The sequence below is a fragment of the Streptomyces sp. NBC_00016 genome (genome assembly GCF_045040885.1).
Lineage (GTDB): Bacteria > Actinomycetota > Actinomycetes > Streptomycetales > Streptomycetaceae > Streptomyces > Streptomyces coriariae.
Window position 1 is genome coordinate 8463250 of sequence record NZ_CP108304.1, and the last position, 19879, is coordinate 8483128.

The window sequence follows — 19879 nt, forward strand, 5'->3', positions numbered from 1 at the left end:
GGTTTGTGACGATGTGAGGGTTACCGTGCCCGCATGCAGATGAACACTCCGCCACGGAGCACGATTCGACTGACGCGCCGGGGCCGTCTCGTCCTCATCGCGACCGGAGCCGTCGTGGCCGGCACCGCCGTGGCGGTGCCGCTGCTGAGCCTGGAGAGTCCGAAGGAGAAGCCGAAGCCGAAGCCGGCGACCCTGGTCATCCCGGAGGGCTGGCGCGCGAGCCAGGTCTACGAGGCCGTCGACAAGGCGCTCGCCCTGCCGGCCGGCACCACCAGGAACGCGCTGCCGAAGGCCGGGCTGAAGCTGCCGAACGACGCCGAGGGCAACCCGGAGGGCTACCTCTTCCCGGCGACGTATCCGCTGGACAAGAAGGCGACGCCGCAGACGCTGCTCTCCTACATGGTCGCCACCGCCAACAAGAAGTTCAGCGCGCCGCCGACGGCGGCCGGCGCCCAGCGCAACGCCATGAACGTCTATCAGACGGTCACCATCGCCAGCCTCGTGCAGGCCGAGGCCGCCACCAAGGCGGACATGGGCAAGGTGGCCCGGGTCGTGTTCAACCGCCTGGAGCGCGGGCTGCCGTTGCAGATGGACTCCACCATCAACTACGCGCTGAACCGCTTCACGCTGAAGACGACGGAGACCGACACCCGTGTCGAGAGCCCCTACAACTCCTACCAGCGCATGGGCCTGCCGCCGACGCCGATCGACAACCCCGGCGAGGAGGCGATGCGCGCGGCCATCAGTCCCACCCCGGGCGACTGGCTGTACTTCGTCACGGTCAAGCCGGGCGACACGCGCTTCACGGCGAGCTACGCGGAGCACCAGCGCAACGTCGCCGAGTTCAACCGGAACCAGCAGAGCCCGGCGAGCCCGCGTCCGCGAGGGCAGAGCCCGAGGAGCCAGTCGGCGGCGGCCCGGTGACCTGGCGGGGCATCAGACGGCGACCGGCTCCTCCGCGAGGAGTCGCCGGATGTCCCGTACGGCGGCGCGGCCGGCCCGGTTGGCACCGATGGTGCTGGCCGACGGCCCGTAGCCGACGAGATGGACGCGGGGATCGGCGAGGGCACGCGTGCCCTCGACCCGGATCCCACCGCCCGGCTCACGCAGCCGCAGCGGCGCGAGATGGTCGATGGCGGCCCGGAAGCCCGTCGCCCACAGGATGACATCGGCGGTGACCCGCCGCCCGTCGTCCCACTCCACGCCGTCCGCAGTGATCCGGTCGAACATGGGCAGCCGGTCCAGCACCCCGTCGGCGAGCCCCTGCCGGATCGCGTCGTTCAGCGGCAGTCCCGTCACGGACACCACGCTCTTCGGCGGCAGCCCCTGCCGCACCCGCTCCTCCACGAGCGCGACGGCGGCGCGGCCCGCGCCCTCGTCGAAGGGCCCCTCGCGAAAGACGGGGGGCCGCCGCGTCACCCACGTGGTCTCCGCCGCGTACGGCGCGATCTCCAGCAGGTGCTGGGTGCCGGACGCGCCACCGCCCACCACGACCACCCGCAGCCCGGCGAACGCCTCGGGGCCCGGATACCGCGCGGTGTGCAGCTGTCGGCCGCGGAAGGTTTCCTGGCCGGGGTAGCGCGGCCAGAACGGCCGGTCCCAGGTGCCGGTGGCGTTGATCAGGGCCCGCGTGGACCACGTACCGTCCGAGGTCTCGACGACCAGCCGCCCGCCGGTGCCCTCACGCACCGCCCGCACGTCGACCGGGCGCCGTACGCGCAGGTCGAAGGCGCGCTCGTAGGAGTCGAAGTACTCGGCGACGACCTCGGACGACGGTCGCGCGGGATCCGCGCCCGTCAGCTCCATGCCGGGCAGCGCGTGCATCCCGTGCACCTTGCCGTACGTCAGCGAGGGCCACCTGAACTGCCAGGCACCGCCGGCGGCGGGGGCGTGGTCGAGCACCACGAAGTCGCGCTCCGGCTCGAAACCGGTACGCCTCAGGTGATAGGCGGCGGCCAGACCCGCCTGGCCGGCGCCTATGACGACCACCTCGACCTCACGCAAGCTGTTCACGCCTGCGCCAACAGAAGGGTCGGTGTGGATCTTCCCGGTTCGGCTGTGAGATCGGACTCGGTACCGGCGTATGAGTCAGGATGGGGGGCATGTCAGATGCGTTCACCACCCGAGTTCTGCACATCTCCTCAGGCTCCCGGGAGAGGGTCGTCGACCTGACCGGGGACTGCGAGGCGTTCCTGCGTGAGGTGGCCGCCGGGCGCGGCGGCCTGCTGAACGTCTTCGTCCCGCACGCCACGGCCGGGATCGCGATCATCGAGACGGGCGCCGGAAGCGACGACGACCTCCTGGCCGCGCTGCACACCATCCTCCCCGCCGACGACCGTTGGCAGCACCGGCACGGCAGCCCCGGCCACGGCCGCGACCACGTCCTCCCGGCCTTCGTCCCGCCGCACGCGACCCTGCCGGTCGTGGACGGACGGCTGGAACTGGGCACATGGCAGTCGGTGTGCCTGGTGGACACCAACAAGGACAACCCCGACCGCCAGGTGCGGTTGAGCTTCCTGGGGTGAGGAAGGTCCGTCGTCCCCGTGGGAGAGGTTCGATTCGCACAGGGCATCGAGGGCGGCGGCCTCCGCTGGGCTAGAGTCTCGCCTCATCCTCGGTCGGACGTTCTGCCCGGGACTGTGCGCTGGGGGTACGGCACGTGGGGCTCGAACGAATGGAACTGCCCGGGTACGAGATCCAGGAGGTCCTGGGTCAGGGTGGGTTCGCCACGGTGTACCGGGCCAGGCAGTTGGCCGTGGGCCGGGAGGTCGCACTGAAGGTGGACGGCAGGACGCTGTCCACACCGCGCGACCGGCAGCGTTTCCTGCGTGAGGTCACCGCGGCCGGGCAACTGTCCGGGCACCCGCACGTGGTGCCGGTGTACGACGCCGGGGTGCTTGCCGACAACCGCCCCTACATGGTCCTGGAGTTGTGCCCCGGCGGCTCGCTCGGCGACCGGCTGCACCGGCAGGGACCCCTGCCGCTCAAGGAAGCACGCGAGATCGGCGTGGGCCTCGCGGACGCGGTGGCGGCCGCTCACGCGGTCGGGGTGCTGCACCGCGACATCAAGCCCGGCAACGTCATGGTCAACCGGTACGGCGGTGTGGCCCTCACCGACTTCGGGCTGGCCGCCATGCCCCGGCCGGGGCGGGAACTGTCCGTGACACGGGAGGCGCTGACCCCCGCGTACGCGCCGCCCGAGGCCTTCCACATGGCGGAACCCACTCCGGCCGGCGATGTGTACTCACTGGCCGCCACGGTCTACGCCCTGCTGCGTGGCTGTCCGCCGCATCACCCGGACGACGGGACCCAGCTCAGCCTCGCCGAACTGATCGTGCGCCACACCTGGCCGTACCCCGCCCTGCCCGGAGTGCCGGCGGCCCTCAACTCGGTTCTCAGGCACGCCGTGGCCTCGGACCCGGCCCGGCGACTGTCCGACGCGGGCGCGTTCCGGGACGCTCTCGCCGCCGTCGATCTCGATGATCCGGACACCCTCGACGCGGGAGGCGCCGGCGGCTTCGGACCGGCATTCGGCACCACCACCGCTCCGTCGTACCGGGATGCGTCGCCCGCTTCGTACACCGGGCCGCGCGATGTGGCTCTTCCGTACGGGGGCGCCCCTCCGCCGCCGTCCCTCCGTGACGCGGGCCGGACGACCGCGGCCGTCGGTCCGGGCGGCGACGGTGACGGTGGGCGGAAGGGGGCGCGGCGCCCCCGGCTGATCGCCGTCCTGGCCGCCGTGGCCGTCTCGGTGAGCGTGTCGGTCACCGTGGTGACGTATCAGAACGACCGGCAGGACCGCGGGGGCGAGGGCTCTCCCTCGACAGCCTCCTCCTCCGCCGCGACGACCGAGGGCAAGGGTGCGTCCGGCTTCGGAGGGGTGGCGACCACGACGGCGAACTGCCCCGCGACGGGCGTCGACGGCGTGGGCGGCCGATGTGTCGCGACCCCCGAGTGCTGGAGCGGCATCACGGATATCTCGGGCATCATCACCGTCAGTCGCGCGGACTGCCAGACCCGGCATGTGTGGGAGACCTTCGCCATCGCCCCGCTGCCGGAGGACGGCATGACGAACAACGCGCGGGATCTGATCAAGCATCCCGACGTGAAGGCGCTGTGTTCTCAGCAGGTCATGGCCGAGTCCATGGTCGAAGGTGGCCGTGAGGTCGCGGACGAGTGGAACGTCGACATCCTCCCGCCGACGGCGGCGGAATGGGACAAGGGGCTGCGCGTCTTCCGCTGCGTGGCCGCCGCGGTCACGCAGGACGGTGAGAAGACCGGGAGCCAGTTCGCCGTGCGGGGGTGAACGGAGGCGGACGGGCAGCGGAGGTGCCGGGGCGGGCCCCGGCCCCCGGGTCACCGCACCCGTGCGGGACCTCGTGAACCGTGACTAGTGCCCCTGATGCCCGTATCCTCACCGATATCGGATTATTTTGTTGAAATGAGACTAATCGGGCGCAGGTGAGGCGAAGAGTGGTTCGGTTCGGCGGGGAACCGAGGTCGGCGGGACGTGCCGCGGACGGCACGGGGCCCGTCCGCTCCCGTGAGCGGTTTCTGCAGGGTGAGCCGGTGGAGCAGGGCGTGCGCACGTCGATCCTGGACTCGTGGCAGCGCTGCCGGACCCTGGGCCTCTCGCCGGACCAGTCCGATCTTCCCTTCCTGGAGGATTTCGATCCGGACGGCCGGATCGTCCGCGCCGCCGTGCCGGTGCTCGACCGGTTGCAGGCCAGGTTCTCCGGCAGCGAGATCAACATCTCCGTCGCCGACGCGCACGGGACGGTCCTCCTGCGCCGTTTCGGCCAGGCGTCGCTGGCCAGAAAACTCCCGGCGATCCAGAGGGTCCCGGGCTTCGTGTTCGCCGAGCGGGTCGCCGGTACCAACGGCATCGGTCTCGCCCTGGCCGAGCGGCAGCTCATCCGGGTCTACGGGGCCGAGCACTTCGCGGAGCGCTCCCAGGCGAGCGCCTGTGTCGCGCTTCCCGTCCGCGACCCCCTCAGCGGGCGCATCGAGGGGGTCCTGTGCTTCGGCTATCCGCGCGGCGCCGAGAACCCGGCGCTGCGTGCCGTGATACGCAAAGCGGCGCAGGCCATGGAGCGGCGGCTGCTGGGGCAGAGTTCCGGGCGGGAGCGCGCTCTGCTGCGGGCGTACCTGACCACCGGAGCCGAAGCCGCCGGCGGCCTCCACCGCGGTATCGCGGTGGACGAGCTGGCCCCCGAGCTGAGCTCCCGGGACCAGGCGGCCCTCATGGAGAAAGCCGCCGAGCTGATCTCCCGCGCGCAGCGGGCCGCCGTCGACGTGCCCCTGCCCGACGGCCGGCGGATCACGCTCGTGAGCCGACCCATGACGAGTGCCTCCGGGGTGGAGGGCATCGCGGTCGAGGCCGTCCTGCCGTACTCCTCTCCAACAGAGCCCCTGGTCATCCCGCGCCAGGTGGGCGAGGTGGCGGGTTTCCCCGCCGAGCTCGCCGTCGTCTCTGCCGGTCCACCGGCCGCGCGGCTCTCCGCCACCCTGCCGTCCGGACACCTTCCCGACGCGACACCCGGCAGGTTCACCGCAGGCGCCAAGGGCGTCACGGGCCCCAAGGGCGTCACGGCCGCCGGAGCCGCCGGCCCGGACGGCGTGGACGGTGCCACGGGCGATCGCCCCGTACCGCCGTCCTCGGCCAGGCGGCTCGTGCTGGTGGGGGAGCCGTTCGTAGGGGCGTACGCCCTTGCCGCGCGCCGCCGCCTGGAACTGCTCTCCGAGGCCAGCGGCCGCATAGGCGCCACCCTGGACGTGCGCCGTACCGCCGAGGAACTCGCCGAGACGGCGGTCCCGCGGCTGGCCGACTTCGTCACCGTCGACCTGTCCGAGGCCGTACTGCGTGGCGAGGAAGCCATCGACCCCCTCGACGACCTGCGCCGTACCGTGGTCCACGGCATCCGCGACGCCCTTCCCTTCACCCCGGCCGGCAAGCGGACGGACTTCGGTCCGGCCACGTCCCAGCTGCGGTGCCTGGCCGGTGGACAGGCAGTACTGGAACCGGACCTGAAGGCCGCCGCGGGCTGGCTCGCCCAGGACCCCGAGCACGCCGAACGGCTGCCGGCGGACGTGCACTCCCTCATCGTCGTACCCCTCGTCGCCCGCGGTGTCGTCCTGGGCGTCGCCAGCTTCTACCGCGCCCAGGATCCCGCCCCCTTCGGGGACGACGACCGCTCGCTGGCCCAGGAACTCGCCACCCGCGCCGCCCTGTCCATCGACAACGCCCGGCGCTACACCCACGAACGCACCATGGTCCTGGCCCTGCAGCGCAGACTGCTCCCGCACGGTCTGCCCGATCAGGACGCCGTCGAGGTCGCCCATCGCTACCTGCCCGCCGAATCCGACGTCAGCGGGGACTGGTACGACGTCATCCCCCTGTCCGGCACCCGGGTCGGCCTCATCGTCGGCGACGTCGTCGGCCACGGCATGCTGTCCGCCGCCACCATGGGCCGGCTGCGCACCGCCGCACGCAGCTTCGCCGAACTCGACCTCCCCCCGGACGAAGTCCTCACCCACCTCGACAACCTCGTGGGCCGCCTGGACCGGGAGGACCCCGACGGCGAGGGGGTCGGCATCATCGGCGCGACCTGCCTGTACGCCATCTACGACCCGACCTCGCAGCGGTGCGTGCTGGCCCGGGCCGGTCATCCGCCGCCCGCGCTGGTCCGCCCCGACGGCAAGGTGTCGTACCCCGACCTGCCGGCCGGGCCCCCGCTCGGCCTCGGCGGCCTGCCCTTCGACGCGGTCGAGATCGATCTTCCCGAGGGCAGTCAGCTGGTCCTCTACACCGACGGGCTCATCGAGGACCGGCACCGCGACGTCGACGTCGTCCTCGACGAGCTGCGCGGGACCCTCGCCCACGCGGAGCGCACCCCCGAGGAGACCTGCCAGGCGATCCTGGACACCGTGGCGCCCGCCCACCCGTGCGACGACATCGCCCTGCTCGTCGCCCGCACCCACGCCCTGGACCCTGGTCGGATCGCCACCTGGGAGCTGCCCGCCGACCCGGCCTTCGTCGGTGAAGTGCGCGCGTCCGCCCTCGGGCGACTGGCCGACTGGGGACTCGACGAGGCGGCGTTCGCCGCGGAACTGATACTGAGCGAGCTGGTCACCAACGCCATCCGCCACGGCGCCGGGCCCATCAGGGTGCGGCTGCTGCACGACCGCACCCTGATCTGCGAGGTCTCCGACTCCAGCAACACCGCCCCGCACCTGCGCCGGGCGGCCAGCACCGACGAGGGCGGGCGTGGCCTGTTCCTCGTCGCGCAGCTCTCACAGGCCTGGGGTACGCGCTACCTCCCGCAGGGCAAGGTCATCTGGGCCGAATGCGGGCTCGACGCGGCGTGAGCGGGAAGCCCGGCGCTCCGGGCGCGGCCCGCTGACCCGTTGGAGTCACGGCGAGCCGAATTGTCCGAAATGATGAGATTTCCTCGGATAGTATGCCGGTGAACGTCGGGAAGAAATCGCCAGGCCGACCCCCGGAGATGTCCGTGCACGACGCTCCCGACACGTCCGCCGAAGCGGCTGCGCCCGTCGATGCGGAACCCGTGGTCCGGATCCGCGGGCTCGGCAAGCGGTTCGGCGGGACCCTCGCGCTGGCCGGGGTCGACCTCGACGTCCACGCAGGCAGCGTCCTCGCCCTCCTCGGGCCCAACGGCGCCGGAAAGTCCACGCTCATCAAGGTGCTGGCCGGCGTCCACCACGCCGACGCGGGGCGGATCACGGTGGACGGCCATCCGCTCGGGAGCCGGGCGGCCTCCCGCAGCATGTCGTTCATCCACCAGGACCTGGGTCTCGTGGAGTGGATGACGGTCGCCGAGAACATCGCCCTGAGCACCGGATATCCGCGCCGTGCCGGACTGATCTCCTGGCGGCGGACCCGCGAGCGCTGCGTGGACGCCCTGCGTCTCGTCGCCGGACCTCTCGACCCCGATGCACCGGCCGCCCGACTCTCCCCGGCCGAGCGTTCGCTGGTCGCGATCGCCAGGGCACTGGCGGCGCGCGCGAAGCTCATCGTCCTCGACGAACCGACCGCCCGCCTCCCCGCCGCGGACTGTGCCCGGCTGTTCCGGGTCCTGCACACCCTGCGCGACCGGGGGCACGCCGTCCTCTACGTCAGCCACCGCCTGGACGAGGTGTACGAAGTCGCCGACACCTTCGCCGTACTGCGTGACGGCCGCCTCGTCAGCCACGGCTCGCTGGCGGGCCACAGCCCCTCCCGTCTGGTGCACGACATCGTCGGCGAGGACCTGACGGACCACCACCCCGCCAAGGCGCCGGCCGACGGGGCGACCGTCCTGACCCTGGACGGTGTGAGGACCGCAGGCACAGGACCGGTCAGCCTGGAACTGAGGGCCGGGGAAGCCCTGGGCCTGGTCGGCCTCTCGGGCGCCGGCCACCTGGACCTGGGCCGGGCCCTCGCGGGCTCCCGTCCCCTGATCGGCGGGCGGGCCCTTCTCGACCGTCGGCCGTACCGGCCCCGCACGGTGGCCGAGGCCGTCGGAACAGGGGTCGGCCTCGTGCCCGGCGACAGACTGCGGGAGAGCTGCCTCGCCGAGCTGACCGTGCGGGAGAACCTCCTGGCCAATCCCCGCGCGGGAGGCCTGTCGGCGCTGCGCTGGATCAACCCCCGGCGCGAACGCGCCGAGGCCGTCACCCTGATCGAACGGTTCTCGGTACGCCCCCGTGACAGCGAGGCCCCCATCGCCACCCTGTCCGGCGGAAACCAGCAGAAAGTCATGATCGGCCGGTGGTTCCGGGTGGGCCTGCGCCTGCTGATCCTCGAGGAGCCGACCGCGAGCGTGGACGTCGGCGCCAAGGCCGCGCTCCACCGCCTGCTCGACGAAGCGCTGGCCGACGGCCTCGCGGTCCTGCTCATCTCCACCGACTTCGAGGAGGTGGCGGGCGTGTGCCGGCGCACCCTGGTCTTCGTCCGCGGGTCCGTGACGGCCGAGCTGAGCGGTGCGGCCCTCACGGTCGCCGGGCTCACCCGGGCGGCTTCGGCCATGCCCTCTCCAGGGGCCGGGACGAACCCGTGAGCGCCCCGCCCTCCCCCTCCTCGCCCCGGCCACGACCGCGCCGACCGGGGCGACTGCACGGCCCCGGGCACCTCATCGGCGCGTACGGTCTCCTGGCCCTCACCGCCCTGCTCGTCCTGATCTTCTCCCTCGCCTTGCCGCGCACCTTCCCCACGCTGGACACCGTCGACTCGATCCTGTCCAACCAGTCGATCCCGGCCGTCCTCGCGCTCGCCGCCATGGTCCCCATCGTGACCGGAGCGTTCGACCTCTCCATCGGCTACGGCCTCGGCCTGGCGCACGTCACGGTGCTGCAACTCGTCGTCCACGAGCGGTGGCCCTGGCCGCTCGCCTGCCTGGCGGTGATCGTCGCAGGGGCGGTCGTGGGCGTCCTCAACGGTGTCATCGTCGTGTTCGGCCGGATCGACTCCTTCATCGCCACCCTCGGGACCGGCAGCATGATGTACGCCGTGACCGGCTGGATCACCGACGGCGGCCGGATCGTCCCCGGCCCGCAAGGCCTCCCGCCCGCCTTCACGGACCTCTACGACTCCACGTTCCTCGGCCTTCCCGTGCCCGCCTTCTACGTGCTGGCTCTCGCGGTCGTCCTGTGGACGGTGCTGGAGCGACTGCCGCTCGGCCGGTACCTGTACGTCGTCGGCTCGAACCCGCGCGCGGCCGACCTCGTCGGCATCCCGACCCGCAGGTACACCGTCTACGCGTTCACCGCATCGGGACTGATCGTCGGCTTCGCCGGTGTGCTGCTCGCGGCCCAGCAGCAGATCGGCAATCCGAGCGTGGGCCTCGACTACCTGCTGCCCGCCTTCGTCGGCGCTCTCCTCGGCTCCACCGCGATCAAACCCGGCCGCCCCAACGCCATCGGCACCGTGGTCGCCGTCGCCGTCCTCGCCGTTGGTCTCACCGGCATCGGCCAACTGGGCGCCGACTTCTGGACGGTCCCGCTGTTCTACGGCGGCACCCTGCTCCTCGCCGTCGGCCTGGCGGGTTACGCGGCCCGCCGCCGCATGCGCACCGGCGCCTTCGCGGGCCGCGACGCGCCCGCCCTGCCGCCTCGGCCGCCGCCCGCTTCGACGCCCGACGACGGCACAGCGGGCAGCGCTTCCTGACCGCGCCGCGGGCACCACCTCCGTGGCCCCCAGCCGCATCCTCCCGCTCGTCCCCACGTGAGGAGCTCCCGTGTACGGCAGCCGCACAGCGACCCCTGGCGCCTACGAGGCTCGGCTCGCCGCCTGCGCCCTGCTGGCAACGGCGACCCTGCTGGCCGGCTGCGAACGCGGCTCCTCGGGCGGCCCGCAGGAATCCACCGACGGCCCGAGCGGCTGCCCCGCTGTCCAGGCCAGGGCCCGGGCGGCCGTCGCGCGGGCGGAGGAGACCGACATCCCCTGGAACGGGCCGACCAGCGGCCCCACGGCGGTGGCCGGCAAGACCATCGTCTACGTCGCCCAAACCATGACCAATCCCGGAGTCGCCGGCGCGGCCGACGGGGTGAGGCAAGCCGCGCAGGTCATCGGATGGGACGTCCGGGTGATCGACGGCGCGGGCACCCCCACCGGTATCCAGGCGGCCATGAGCGAGGCCGTGGCCCTCAAGCCGTCGGGCATCGTCATCGGCGGGTTCGACCCCGACGCGACGTCGAGACAGGTCGCGCGGGCCGACGCGGCGGGCATCCCGCTCATCGGCTGGCACGCGGTCGCCGCCCCCGGCCCCAGCCGGCGTCCCGAGCTCTTCACCAACGTCACCACCGACGTCGAGGAGGTGGCGGGAATCAGCGCGCGGTGGATCATCTCGACCTCCAACGGCCGCGCGGGGGTCGTGCTCATCACCGATGCCTCGATTCCCTTCGCCAGGAACAAGTCCGACCTGATCAGGAAGGAGCTCGCCACCTGTCCGGGTGTGCGGCTGCTCGCGTACGAGAACATCCCGATCCCGGACGCGAGCAGTCGCACCCCGCGCGAGATCGCCTCCCTGCTCTCCCGATTCCGGAGCAGCTGGACCCACTCCGTCGCCATCAACGACCTGTACTTCGCCGACGCCGCCCCCGCCTTCCGGGCGGCCGGGGAAAAGGGCTCCGGCCCGCCCTTCAACATCGGCGCCGGCGACGGCGACCCCTCCGCCTTCCAGCGCATCAACAGCGGGCAGTACCAGGCCGCCACCGTGCCCGAGCCGCTGTCCCTGCAGGGCTGGCAGATCGTCGACGAGTTCAACCGCGCCTTCTCCGGCCGTCCCGCCAGCGGGTACACGGCCCCCGTCCACATCGCCACGGCCGACAACAGCGCCGGTGACACGACCTGGGACCCGTCGGGGTACCGGGAGGCGTACCGGAGGATCTGGGGCAGGTGACACCCGGCGCAGGGATTCGACCGGCCCGGGTGACGGTGGGTGCGGCGGCCTATGGCTCGGTCGGGACGCAGAGCACCGGGATGCTCGACAGGTGCAGGAGTTTGTGAGGGGTCGAGCCCAGCAGCGCCCCGCGCATCGGGCTCTCGCCCCAGCTGCCCACCACGATGAACCTCGCCCCGTGGCGTGACGCGGCGTCGATCAGCGCCTGCGCCGGTTTCTGGTCGATGACCTCGACGGTCGTGGGTACGCCCGCCGCCTCGGCCTCCGCGACGGCGTGATCGAGGGCGATGCGTCCGGCCTCGCGCACGGCCTCGTGGTGGGCCCGGTACTCCTCGCCCCCCGACCCCGGGGCCGCGGCGCCGTAGACCAGCACGAGGCGCTCACGGAACGCGGCGGCCGTCTGGATCGCGATGCGCAGGGCACGAACCGCGCCGGGAGACTCGTCGTAGCCGAGGACGATCGCCATCTCAGGACTCCTTGCCGGGGACACCGTGGACGAGGTCGGGGTCGGCCACGCCCGCGCGTTCCGACCAGAAGGCGGGTGCTTTCAGCCGCCACAGCACCATGAGCACCACACCCGTGACGGCGATGCCGACGCCGATGACGAGCGGCGGGCCGACCCCGAGCCACGAGGCGCCGGTGTAGGAGTTCGCGGGGTCGGACATGTCGGAGACCGATTCCACGAGGAGCCACGCCAGCAGCCCGGCGCCGACGAGGGGGCCGAGGCCGATGAGCACGAAGTGGCGGACGCTCTCGGTCAGATGGCGGCGGTAGTAGACGGCGCAGGCCACACCGGTGAGGGCGTAGTAGAAGGCGATCAGCAACGACAGCGCGGTGAGCGAGTCGAAGAGCGCGTTGGTGCTGATCTGGTTGAGGACGAGGTACCAGGCGATGGCGATGCCGGCGACCCACCAGGTACTTACGTCGGGGGTGCGGAACCGCGGGTGGATGTGGGCGAAGTGCGCGGGCAGCGCCTGACGGCGTGCCATGGACAGCGCCGTACGGGACGCCGGGATGATCGTCGTCTGTGTCGACGCCAGCGCGGAGGTGGAGACCGCCAGCAGTACGACCCAGTCCCAGCCGTCCATCACCTTGCCGGCGAGCAGGGCGAAGATGAACTCCTCCTCGTCGGCGTTCTCGGCCAGGAAGGTCGTTCCGGCGTAGGCCACGACGGCGAAACCGACCGACACGTAGGTCACCAGCAGGATGACCGTCGACCAGACGCCCGCCTTGCCGGGCGCGGTGGCCGAGTCCTCGACCTCCTCGGTGAGATTGACCGCGGACTCCCAGCCCCAGTAGATGAACACGCCCAGCAGCAGGGCTCCGGTCAGTGTCGCGCCGCCGGCGCCGAAGGGGTTGAGCCATCCGAACGACGGTTCGACGGAATCGAAGGTGCTGGTGCCCGCGTAGACGCGGTAGAGCGCCACGACGACGAAAGCGAGCAGACAGACGACCTGGGCGAGGATGAGCACGTTCTGCACCTTGGCGGACACCTCGGTGCCGATGACGCACACGGCGGTCATCACGAGGATCAGCAACACCGCGAGCAGTTGGCGTACGAAGTCGTTGTCGACCCAGCTGTCGAGGCCGAAGGCGAGCAGCGCGAAGCTCACGGCGACGTCGGCAAGTGACCCGACGACCAGCACCCCGGTCATGGTGATGGCCCAACCGCCCAGCCAGCCGGCCCATGGCCCCATGGCCCGGGTGACCCACGAGAAGGTGGTGCCGCAGTCCTGGTCGACCTTGTTGAGGTAGTAGAACGCCGACGCGATCAGGAGCATCGGCACGAACGAGGCGACCAGCACGCCGGGGGCGTAGATGCCCACGAGCGCCACGATCGGACCGATCACCGCCGCCAGTGAATACGCCGGTGAGGTGGCGTTGAGCCCGATGACGAGCGCGTCGACGAACCCGATCGCATTGGCCTTCAACCCGTCGGGTGGACGTGCGTCGGTGGTGTCGTTGGCCATGTTCCCTCGCTCCGGTTGTGCGTGACGCCCTGCAGCAGCCATACAACAGGGAGCTTTGCGACTTTCGGTGTCATTGAGGGCTTATGGGTCACGGGTGTCACCGACGGAGCAGCGAGGGCATCCGGAGGCGGGCCGGTGCCGCTCCACGGCCTTCCGCGGAGCGGCACCCGTAGGCAGGACCGCGAGGGTCAGCGGCGCGGACGCTCCAGCGTGAGGAGCAGGCCCTCGACCGCACCGGGCCCGATCCGGCCCTTGACGTCGGCGGACGTGATCGCCTTGAGGGCCCAGCCGTCCTCGGCGTGCTTGTTGAGGACCTTCTCCAGCTTGTCGCTGTCCAGCGCGTCGCCGATCAGTGACTCGCGGAAGGTGACGACCTTGTACTCGAGTGCGTAGGAACTGCTCATGACGGGGCCTCCTGGGGGTGGACTGGCTACCGGAAACGGGGACAGCCAATCACCGATCCATGTCGCCGCACGCTTCGGAGGGAGTTCGGCCCGGAACGTGGCGTGTCAGGTCGGCTTGCGCCACGGCGTGTCAGGTCGGCTTGCGCCACACGGAGATGTGCTTCGTGGAGTCCTGGGTGAACGGTGCGCCGCCCCAGTCCGCGACGCGCCGTTCCAGTCCGAGTCCCGCGATCCGTGCCATCAGGTCGAGCTCCGCGGGCCACGCGTACCGGTGCCGGGAGTTGGCGCGGCGGTAGCCGCCGTCGTCGGCGTCGCGGGTGAAGTGGTGCGAGACGAGGATCTGTTCGACCAGGTCGAAGGTGTCGAAGCCGAGATGCCGCTCGGACACGTCGAACGGCACCGCGACCTGCCCGGGCGGCAGGAACCGCAGCGGCGGCACCCCCAGCTCGATGACGAAGCGGCCGCCGGGCGCCAGGTGCCGCGCGGCGTTGCGGAAGCACTCGACCTGCTCGTCCTGCGTGAGCAGGTTCGTGATGGTGTTGTAGACGAGATACACCAGGGCGAACTCGCCGGGCACGACGGTCGTGGCCATGTCCCCGACGGTGACCGGGAGCCTGTCCTCGTCGATCTTGCGCCGCAGGACCGCCGCCATGTGCTCGGACAGTTCGACGCCCACCACGGGCACGCCGCGTTCCCTGAGCGGGACACCCACGCGTCCGGTTCCGATGGCGAATTCCAGTGCCCGGCCGTCGCCGGCGAGTTCGGCGAGGAAGTCGAGGGTCGGTCCGAGGACGGCGGCCGAGGACATCTCGCCCTCCTCGGCGTCGTAGCGGTCGGCGGTCGCACGGGTCCACAGTTCGCTGCTCGTCACAAGCGGCCACTGTGCCGGGTGCGGCGGCGCGCTGTCGACGAGATTTCCTGCCGTCGGCAGCTCAGATCAGCCCGGCCCGGATGGCGTGGGAGACGGCGTGGGCGCGGTTGCGCGTCCGCAGCCGCTTCATCGCGCCGTAGAGGATGTAACGCACCGTGCGTTCGGAGTAGGAGAGTTCGATCGCGATCTCGTCGCACTGCTTTCCCTCGGCGATGAGGCGCAGCACGTCCACCTCGCGAGCGTTCAGTCGCGGCTCGGCCCGGCCCCGGGAGGCGACGACGTGGTGTTCCGCCCGCTCGGGAGCGAGGGGGGAAGGGAGCGGGGTCTCCTCGCTGCCGGCCACCGCGCGCACCGACCGGGCGAAGACGTCGGGGCTGCAGAAGTCCCACCACACCACGGCGCGGACGCCCCGCTTCTGAGCGGCCGACAGGTCGGCCCGCCACTTCTTGCCCACCACCACGAGGAAACGTGCGCCGGGTTTGTCGCACAGACGGCGGAGCAGGTCCAGGGCGGAGGCGTCCGCCACGTCCACGGCCACCACGATGGCGTCGGCCTCACCGATCCTGTCCCGCGGCAGTTCGTGCAGACGCGGGTCCAGTGCGACGAAGCCGGCCAGTCCGGCACGGACCAGGGGGGCGGGCGCGTGGATCGCCACGCGCACGGTCTCGCCGACTGCTTGCCGAGGCATGCGCCCCCCCCATCACACAGATTCTCCACGAGTTCAGGAGGGCGATGCTGCCACCCGGGAGGACCGGACCTCCGCGTCAGGAGCCCGCCGCCCGCCGACCGAGGGAAACCTGGCGCGAGCGGACGGCCCGTTCTCCCTGTACGGACCGGCCTGTTCTCCCTGTACGGACCGGCCCGTTCTCCCTGTACGGACCGGCAAGGTTCGCGGTCGCGCCTTCCACCGGAAGGGGAGAAAGCACCACGATGGCGGGGGGAAACGCGTTTCGGCGTCTCCCACGGCTGCCGGTCGATCGGCGGCGGCATTTCCCCGGGTGCCACCGGGCCCCTGGCGATGCGCCCGCGGAGCACCGCGGACGGCGTCGCCGCAGAGCCGGTGACCAGTTCTGGCAACTTCTAGTAACAAAGGTGGCCGCATGATCGCGTCCATTGTTCCGTCCGTGGTGCTCGGCCTGGTGCTGCTCGGGGCCGCCGCCGCGTGGATCCTGCGCAGACGCGACTCCTTGCCCGGACAGGTCCGTACCGCGAGACCGAGCGTGCACCGCAAGGAACTCGAGACGGTCGCCCTGGGCCTGCGGGCCGTGGCCGAGGGGCGGGCGCACAGCGCAGGCGCGCTGCCCGAGGTGCATGCGGTCATCCACTCGGGTCAGCGGCTGACGTTGCTGCTCGCCGGTGCCGACGCCCCCGCGCCTGCGCCATGGACCGCCGACCTCTCGGGCAAGGAGTGGTGGGTGGAACCGAAGGACCTGACGACTCCGGCGAACGGGGGCGCCGAGGCGGCGCATCCCTACTCCCTGACCGTCACCCTCGGCCGCCATCGAGGCGACAGGGTGCTCGTCGACCTCTCGCTGTTGTCGGGGGCGATAGCCCTGACGGGTGAGGACAACGATGTCCTGTCCCTGGCGCAGGCCCTCATCACCGAACTGATCGGGGGACCGGTCGGGTCGCTCGCCACAGTCGTGCTGGTGGGCTCGGCGGCCACTGCGTCGGTCACCGACGGACTGGGCGCGAGATCGGCCCGGTTGCGTGCCGCGGCCACCCGGGACGAGGCTCTGGCCTGCCGGGACGGCGTGCCGACGGGTTCCGACCGGCGATCGACGGCCCTTCAGACCTCGCCGCCGGACAGCACCGCCCGGGTGACCGCCTGGACACACGCCCGCCGCCTCTTCGTGGTGACCGCCGCCCAGTTCCGCGACGAGAACTGGCGGGACGCCGCGCTGCGCGGCACCGACGCGCTCCTGGTGCTCGGCTACGTCGGCGACGACGCCGACTGGAACTTCCACGTGAACGCCGACGGCTCCCTGGACACCGGCCGGCTCGGCCTGCCCATCGACACCCACGCCGCCCGCCTCGACTGACCCGCCGACCGGAGCGCGGCCGTGCCCGGCGCGCGGTGTCCGCGACGTCGGGCGCCCGGCCGCCAACACCCGGCCGGTGTGCCGAGCCCGGCACACCGCACGTCAGCGCCGGCTCGACGGCGTCCCGGGGCCCGGGGTGGGGAACGAACCCCCGGCCGCGCCGCGCGCGCCGTCCGGCACCAGGTCACGGCGGGCGAGGCTGCCGTCCAGCCAGGCCGCCGCCAGCTCCACCCGGGAGCGGCAGCCCGTGCGCTGGAACAGCCGCGTCAGCCGCCGCTCCACGGTCTTCTCGCTCCACACGAGCCGCGCCGCGATCTGCCGGTTGGTCGCCCCCCGGCTGACCATCGTGGTCAGCTCGATGTCCTTCTCGCTCAACTCGTCCCTGGCCGGACGCACCCGCGGCAGGACGAGGGTCCGGCGCCGCTTCATATGGCCGAGCGACGTACGGGTGGCGCGCCCGATGCCCAGCGCCTGCGCGCCGCGTGTGGCCTCGGCCAGCCAACGTTCGGAGTCGTCGCCGATCTCCGCCAGACCCAGGTGGCAGAGCAGTTCGAGGTACGCGTCGCCCCGTCGGCGCACCGCCCGGATAGCGGCCAGCGCGCTGTCCACGTCGCGGCGCACCACGCCTCGGCCGAGGAGCACCGCCTCGCGCGTCATGGGGGAGCCCACCTCCTCGTCCAGCGCCTCCAGTTCGTCCAGCGCCCGCTCCATGGCCTGCGGCACGGCCTCCAGCAGAGCGAACGACAGGTATCGCACCAGCACCTTCTCGATACCCGAGAGCAGGCCGCTCCGCCGAGCCCGCCGCACCTCGTCGAGCGCCTCCTCCATCGCCTCCTCCACCTGGCCCGACCAGTACCGCACGCCCAGCCTCGCCCAGGCGACGAGCGGGTGGGCCACGGTGCCCGGGACCAGCTCCAGCCACGCCCGTGCGTACCCCAACTCCCCGCGCGCGCAGTGGATGTCGGCCGCGAGCGCCCGGGCGGCCTGCGCGGGCCCGGCCGCGATGCCGCGGGTCCGGCTGCGCGCCTCGATCCGGCGGGCGGACGCCAGCGCCCGGTCCCAGTCCCCTTGCAGATACGCGCGCACCATGGCGTGGTACAGCCCGGCGGTGCTGTTCCCCGCCCCCGGGTAGCGGTCCCCGAGCACGCAGGTCAGGGCGCCAGCCAGGTCCGCGTACGCGGTCGCGTTCCGGAGCCTGTCCAGGGTCCGTACGCCGTCCGCACCGGGCGGCAGGACGTCCGGCAGCCCGGCGCGGCTGCCCGCGGCCCCGGCCAGCAGCCGGAGTTCCGCCGCCGAGGGCAGTGGCCCGGACCCGGGCCGGGGGCCGGCGGTGGCAGGCCCGCGGGGGGCCTCCGTACCCGGACGGGGCGTCACCGGGCCGAGCCCGTAGGGACCGACGAGCGCCCCGAAGCCGGCCACGGCGGGGACGCACTCCACCGCGGCACGGCCCCGGGGACCGGCGTCGACGTCGACGTCGCACGGCGGCAGCCGGTGCTCGTGCAACGCCGCCAGCGCCCACACCCCGGCGACGTGCTCCAGCCCCTCCCGGTCCGGTACTGCGGCGGTGTACCCCGGCCCTTCCCGGTCCTGTTCGGCGGAGGGCGCGGCCAGGCAGGCGAACAGCGGTTCGCCCAGGGCCAGCGCACCGGGGTGATCGGCGTGGCGCAGGCTCAGCTCGGCGGACTCGCGCAGCACGCCGGGGGTGCGGTGGTCGTGCGGCGGCAGGCGGCGGAGCGCCGAGGAGTAGGCGCGCACCGATCGCGACCAGTCGGACCTGGCGTCCGTACGGGCCGCCGCCAGCAGTACGTCCACCGCGAGGGCGTCGTCCAGCTCGGCCCCGGCGGCGGCCACGTGATCGGCCAGCCGGGGACAGCCGCCCCCCGCCGTCTCCGCGCCCAGCCGATCGGTCAGCGATCGGGTGATCAGGGCGTGCAGCGAGGACACGGCATGGCGCGTGGGCAGCGCGCGCAGCGCCGCCGCGAGGGCCGGAACGGCGAACGCGATGCGGCGGTCCTCGTCCACGGTGAGAATCCCGTCCGCGACCAGCGGGGTCAGCGTGCGGTCGACGAGGCCGGCCCGGCGTGGGCCGCCCGGCTTCAGCCGGTGCAGATCGTCGAGCCGTATCTCGGCGTGCTCCAGGTTGCGGGCCACCGCGGCCGCCGCCTCCAGGGCCGCCGCGTCCAGGGCCGCGGCGCCTGGGGGACCGGCCGGCCGGCAGAGCCGGCTCAGTCGCGCCACGTCCGTGGTGAGGCGCAGCGCCTGTTCCGGCTCGGTCAGGCACACATGACCGTCGAGCTCCAGGAAGTCGCCGCGCTCCGCCATCGAGTCGAGCACCGACAGCACGGCCTCGGGGGTGCCCGCCATCGGACCCAACGCCCGCAGCACCGCCGTCACCAGGGCCGGTTCGACCGGGCGGCCGAGGCGCCGCACCACGAGGGCCTCCACGTCGGCGGGGCGCAGCGGCGGCAGTTCGAGCAGCCGGTCGGCCGCCACGGTGAGCTGCCGGACACCCTCGTCTCCCGGGTGTGCGGGCCGGCCGGCCAGCACCATCGGCACGCCGACCGGGCGGAACACCCGCAGCAGCAGGCCGAGGGCGGACGCCGTCGGTGACGGCATCCGCTCGACGTCGTCGATCAGCAGCGCGAAGGGGAGGTGACGGGCCGCGTCCCCGATCACCTCGCCGAGCGTGGACAACAGGGTCAACTCGCCGCCGCGGCCGCTGTTGCGCAGCCGGGTCCGGCGGACGGCACCGGTGCGGGCCGGGCTCCAGCGGTCGTGGACCGTGGTCAGTACCTGGTGGACGCCATCGGCGAGGGCGGCCGCGCCCGGCGCGGCCGCCCCGTCGTGACAGCGCAGCCGCAGGACCCGGGCGCCTTGCCCGACCACCGTCCGGCGGGCCTGTTCCAGCACGGCGGTCTTGCCTGTTCCGGCTCCGCCGACGAGCAGCAGGGTGCGCGCCGAGGCACCGGTGGACACCAGGGTGTCGGTGACCTCCCGGATCTCGCTGTCCCTGCCGACGACAGGCCCGCACTTCGGCACGCCCACTCCTCCCGGTCCGGTACTGCGCGTATGAACGGCCGACCGGAGCAGGAACGTTCGCGGCACGGTGCTTTCGGAGCCCCCTGCCCGACAGGACATGATCATACGGAAATGGCCATAATGGTTCGCAGTGTTGACGGCCCGGCCGCGGGGC

15 protein-coding genes are annotated in these 19879 nt (G+C 72.5%); 8 read left to right on the forward strand and 7 right to left on the reverse strand.

Features of this window, described 5'->3' with window-relative positions; all coding sequences use genetic code 11:
• The first annotated feature begins 33 nt into the window (after positions 1-33).
• Positions 34-924 (forward strand): endolytic transglycosylase MltG, encoded by an 891-nt coding sequence (mltG, locus tag OG933_RS37585; protein WP_405631401.1) that lies wholly within the window; start codon positions 34-36, stop codon positions 922-924.
• 12 nt (positions 925-936) lie between these two features.
• Here mltG and OG933_RS37590 read toward each other — a convergent pair whose 3' ends face one another.
• Complete coding sequence (locus tag OG933_RS37590; protein ID WP_405631403.1) at positions 937-2013, reverse strand: NAD(P)-binding domain-containing protein; 1077 nt, start codon at positions 2011-2013, stop codon at positions 937-939.
• An 89-nt stretch (positions 2014-2102) separates the two neighbouring features.
• Between OG933_RS37590 and OG933_RS37595 the strand changes: the two genes are divergently transcribed.
• From OG933_RS37595 to OG933_RS37620, 6 genes are all read left to right on the forward strand, one after another.
• Complete coding sequence (locus OG933_RS37595) at positions 2103-2525, forward strand: YjbQ family protein (RefSeq protein WP_054240575.1); 423 nt, start codon at positions 2103-2105, stop codon at positions 2523-2525.
• Between the two features lie 134 nt (positions 2526-2659).
• Positions 2660-4306 (forward strand): serine/threonine-protein kinase, encoded by a 1647-nt coding sequence (locus OG933_RS37600; RefSeq protein WP_405631406.1) that lies wholly within the window; start codon positions 2660-2662, stop codon positions 4304-4306.
• Between the two features lie 167 nt (positions 4307-4473).
• Entirely contained in the window at positions 4474-7368 is a 2895-nt protein-coding gene (locus tag OG933_RS37605; protein ID WP_405631408.1) for a SpoIIE family protein phosphatase, read from the forward strand.
• A gap of 143 nt (positions 7369-7511) precedes the next feature.
• Positions 7512-9059: a sugar ABC transporter ATP-binding protein gene (locus OG933_RS37610; protein ID WP_405631411.1), complete on the forward strand. Its 1548-nt coding sequence runs from the start codon at positions 7512-7514 to the stop codon at positions 9057-9059.
• Complete coding sequence (locus OG933_RS37615; RefSeq protein ID WP_362520968.1) at positions 9056-10165, forward strand: ABC transporter permease; 1110 nt, start codon at positions 9056-9058, stop codon at positions 10163-10165. Before OG933_RS37610 ends, OG933_RS37615 begins: the two co-directional genes overlap by 4 nt.
• A gap of 70 nt (positions 10166-10235) precedes the next feature.
• Positions 10236-11399 (forward strand): substrate-binding domain-containing protein, encoded by a 1164-nt coding sequence (locus tag OG933_RS37620; RefSeq protein ID WP_362520971.1) that lies wholly within the window; start codon positions 10236-10238, stop codon positions 11397-11399.
• A 49-nt stretch (positions 11400-11448) separates the two neighbouring features.
• On the opposite strand, the gene OG933_RS37625 is transcribed toward OG933_RS37620, so the two are convergent.
• The 5 genes from OG933_RS37625 to OG933_RS37645 form a co-directional block, all read right to left on the reverse strand.
• Positions 11449-11865, reverse strand: a complete 417-nt coding sequence (locus OG933_RS37625; protein ID WP_405631415.1) for a universal stress protein — start codon at positions 11863-11865, stop codon at positions 11449-11451.
• Position 11866: 1 nt separating this feature from the next.
• A complete protein-coding gene (locus OG933_RS37630) occupies positions 11867-13369 on the reverse strand; it encodes an APC family permease (protein ID WP_362268276.1) in 1503 nt (500 codons plus the stop codon).
• A gap of 188 nt (positions 13370-13557) precedes the next feature.
• A complete protein-coding gene (locus OG933_RS37635; protein WP_054240582.1) occupies positions 13558-13773 on the reverse strand; it encodes a DUF4177 domain-containing protein in 216 nt (71 codons plus the stop codon).
• A gap of 130 nt (positions 13774-13903) precedes the next feature.
• Positions 13904-14644: a class I SAM-dependent methyltransferase gene (locus OG933_RS37640; RefSeq protein ID WP_362520978.1), complete on the reverse strand. Its 741-nt coding sequence runs from the start codon at positions 14642-14644 to the stop codon at positions 13904-13906.
• A gap of 61 nt (positions 14645-14705) precedes the next feature.
• The gene (locus OG933_RS37645; RefSeq protein WP_405631418.1) at positions 14706-15332 is read right to left on the reverse strand and encodes a LuxR C-terminal-related transcriptional regulator; all 627 of its coding nucleotides are present in this window, start codon (positions 15330-15332) and stop codon (positions 14706-14708) included.
• A 412-nt stretch (positions 15333-15744) separates the two neighbouring features.
• Between OG933_RS37645 and OG933_RS37650 the strand changes: the two genes are divergently transcribed.
• A complete protein-coding gene (locus tag OG933_RS37650; protein ID WP_405631420.1) occupies positions 15745-16686 on the forward strand; it encodes a transmembrane domain-containing protein in 942 nt (313 codons plus the stop codon).
• A gap of 102 nt (positions 16687-16788) precedes the next feature.
• On the opposite strand, the gene OG933_RS37655 is transcribed toward OG933_RS37650, so the two are convergent.
• The gene (locus tag OG933_RS37655) at positions 16789-19725 is read right to left on the reverse strand and encodes an AAA family ATPase (protein ID WP_405631421.1); all 2937 of its coding nucleotides are present in this window, start codon (positions 19723-19725) and stop codon (positions 16789-16791) included.
• Positions 19726-19879: the final 154 nt, after the last annotated feature.

Coding starts and splice junctions, on each gene's coding strand:
- mltG (WP_405631401.1), top strand. CDS start 34: ATGCAGATGAACACTCCGCCACGGAGCACGATTCGACTGACGCGCCGG.
- OG933_RS37595 (WP_054240575.1), top strand. CDS start 2,103: ATGTCAGATGCGTTCACCACCCGAGTTCTGCACATCTCCTCAGGCTCC.
- OG933_RS37625 (WP_405631415.1), bottom strand. CDS start 11,865: ATGGCGATCGTCCTCGGCTACGACGAGTCTCCCGGCGCGGTTCGTGCC.
- OG933_RS37630 (WP_362268276.1), bottom strand. CDS start 13,369: ATGGCCAACGACACCACCGACGCACGTCCACCCGACGGGTTGAAGGCC.
- OG933_RS37635 (WP_054240582.1), bottom strand. CDS start 13,773: ATGAGCAGTTCCTACGCACTCGAGTACAAGGTCGTCACCTTCCGCGAG.
- OG933_RS37645 (WP_405631418.1), bottom strand. CDS start 15,332: ATGCCTCGGCAAGCAGTCGGCGAGACCGTGCGCGTGGCGATCCACGCG.
- OG933_RS37650 (WP_405631420.1), top strand. CDS start 15,745: ATGATCGCGTCCATTGTTCCGTCCGTGGTGCTCGGCCTGGTGCTGCTC.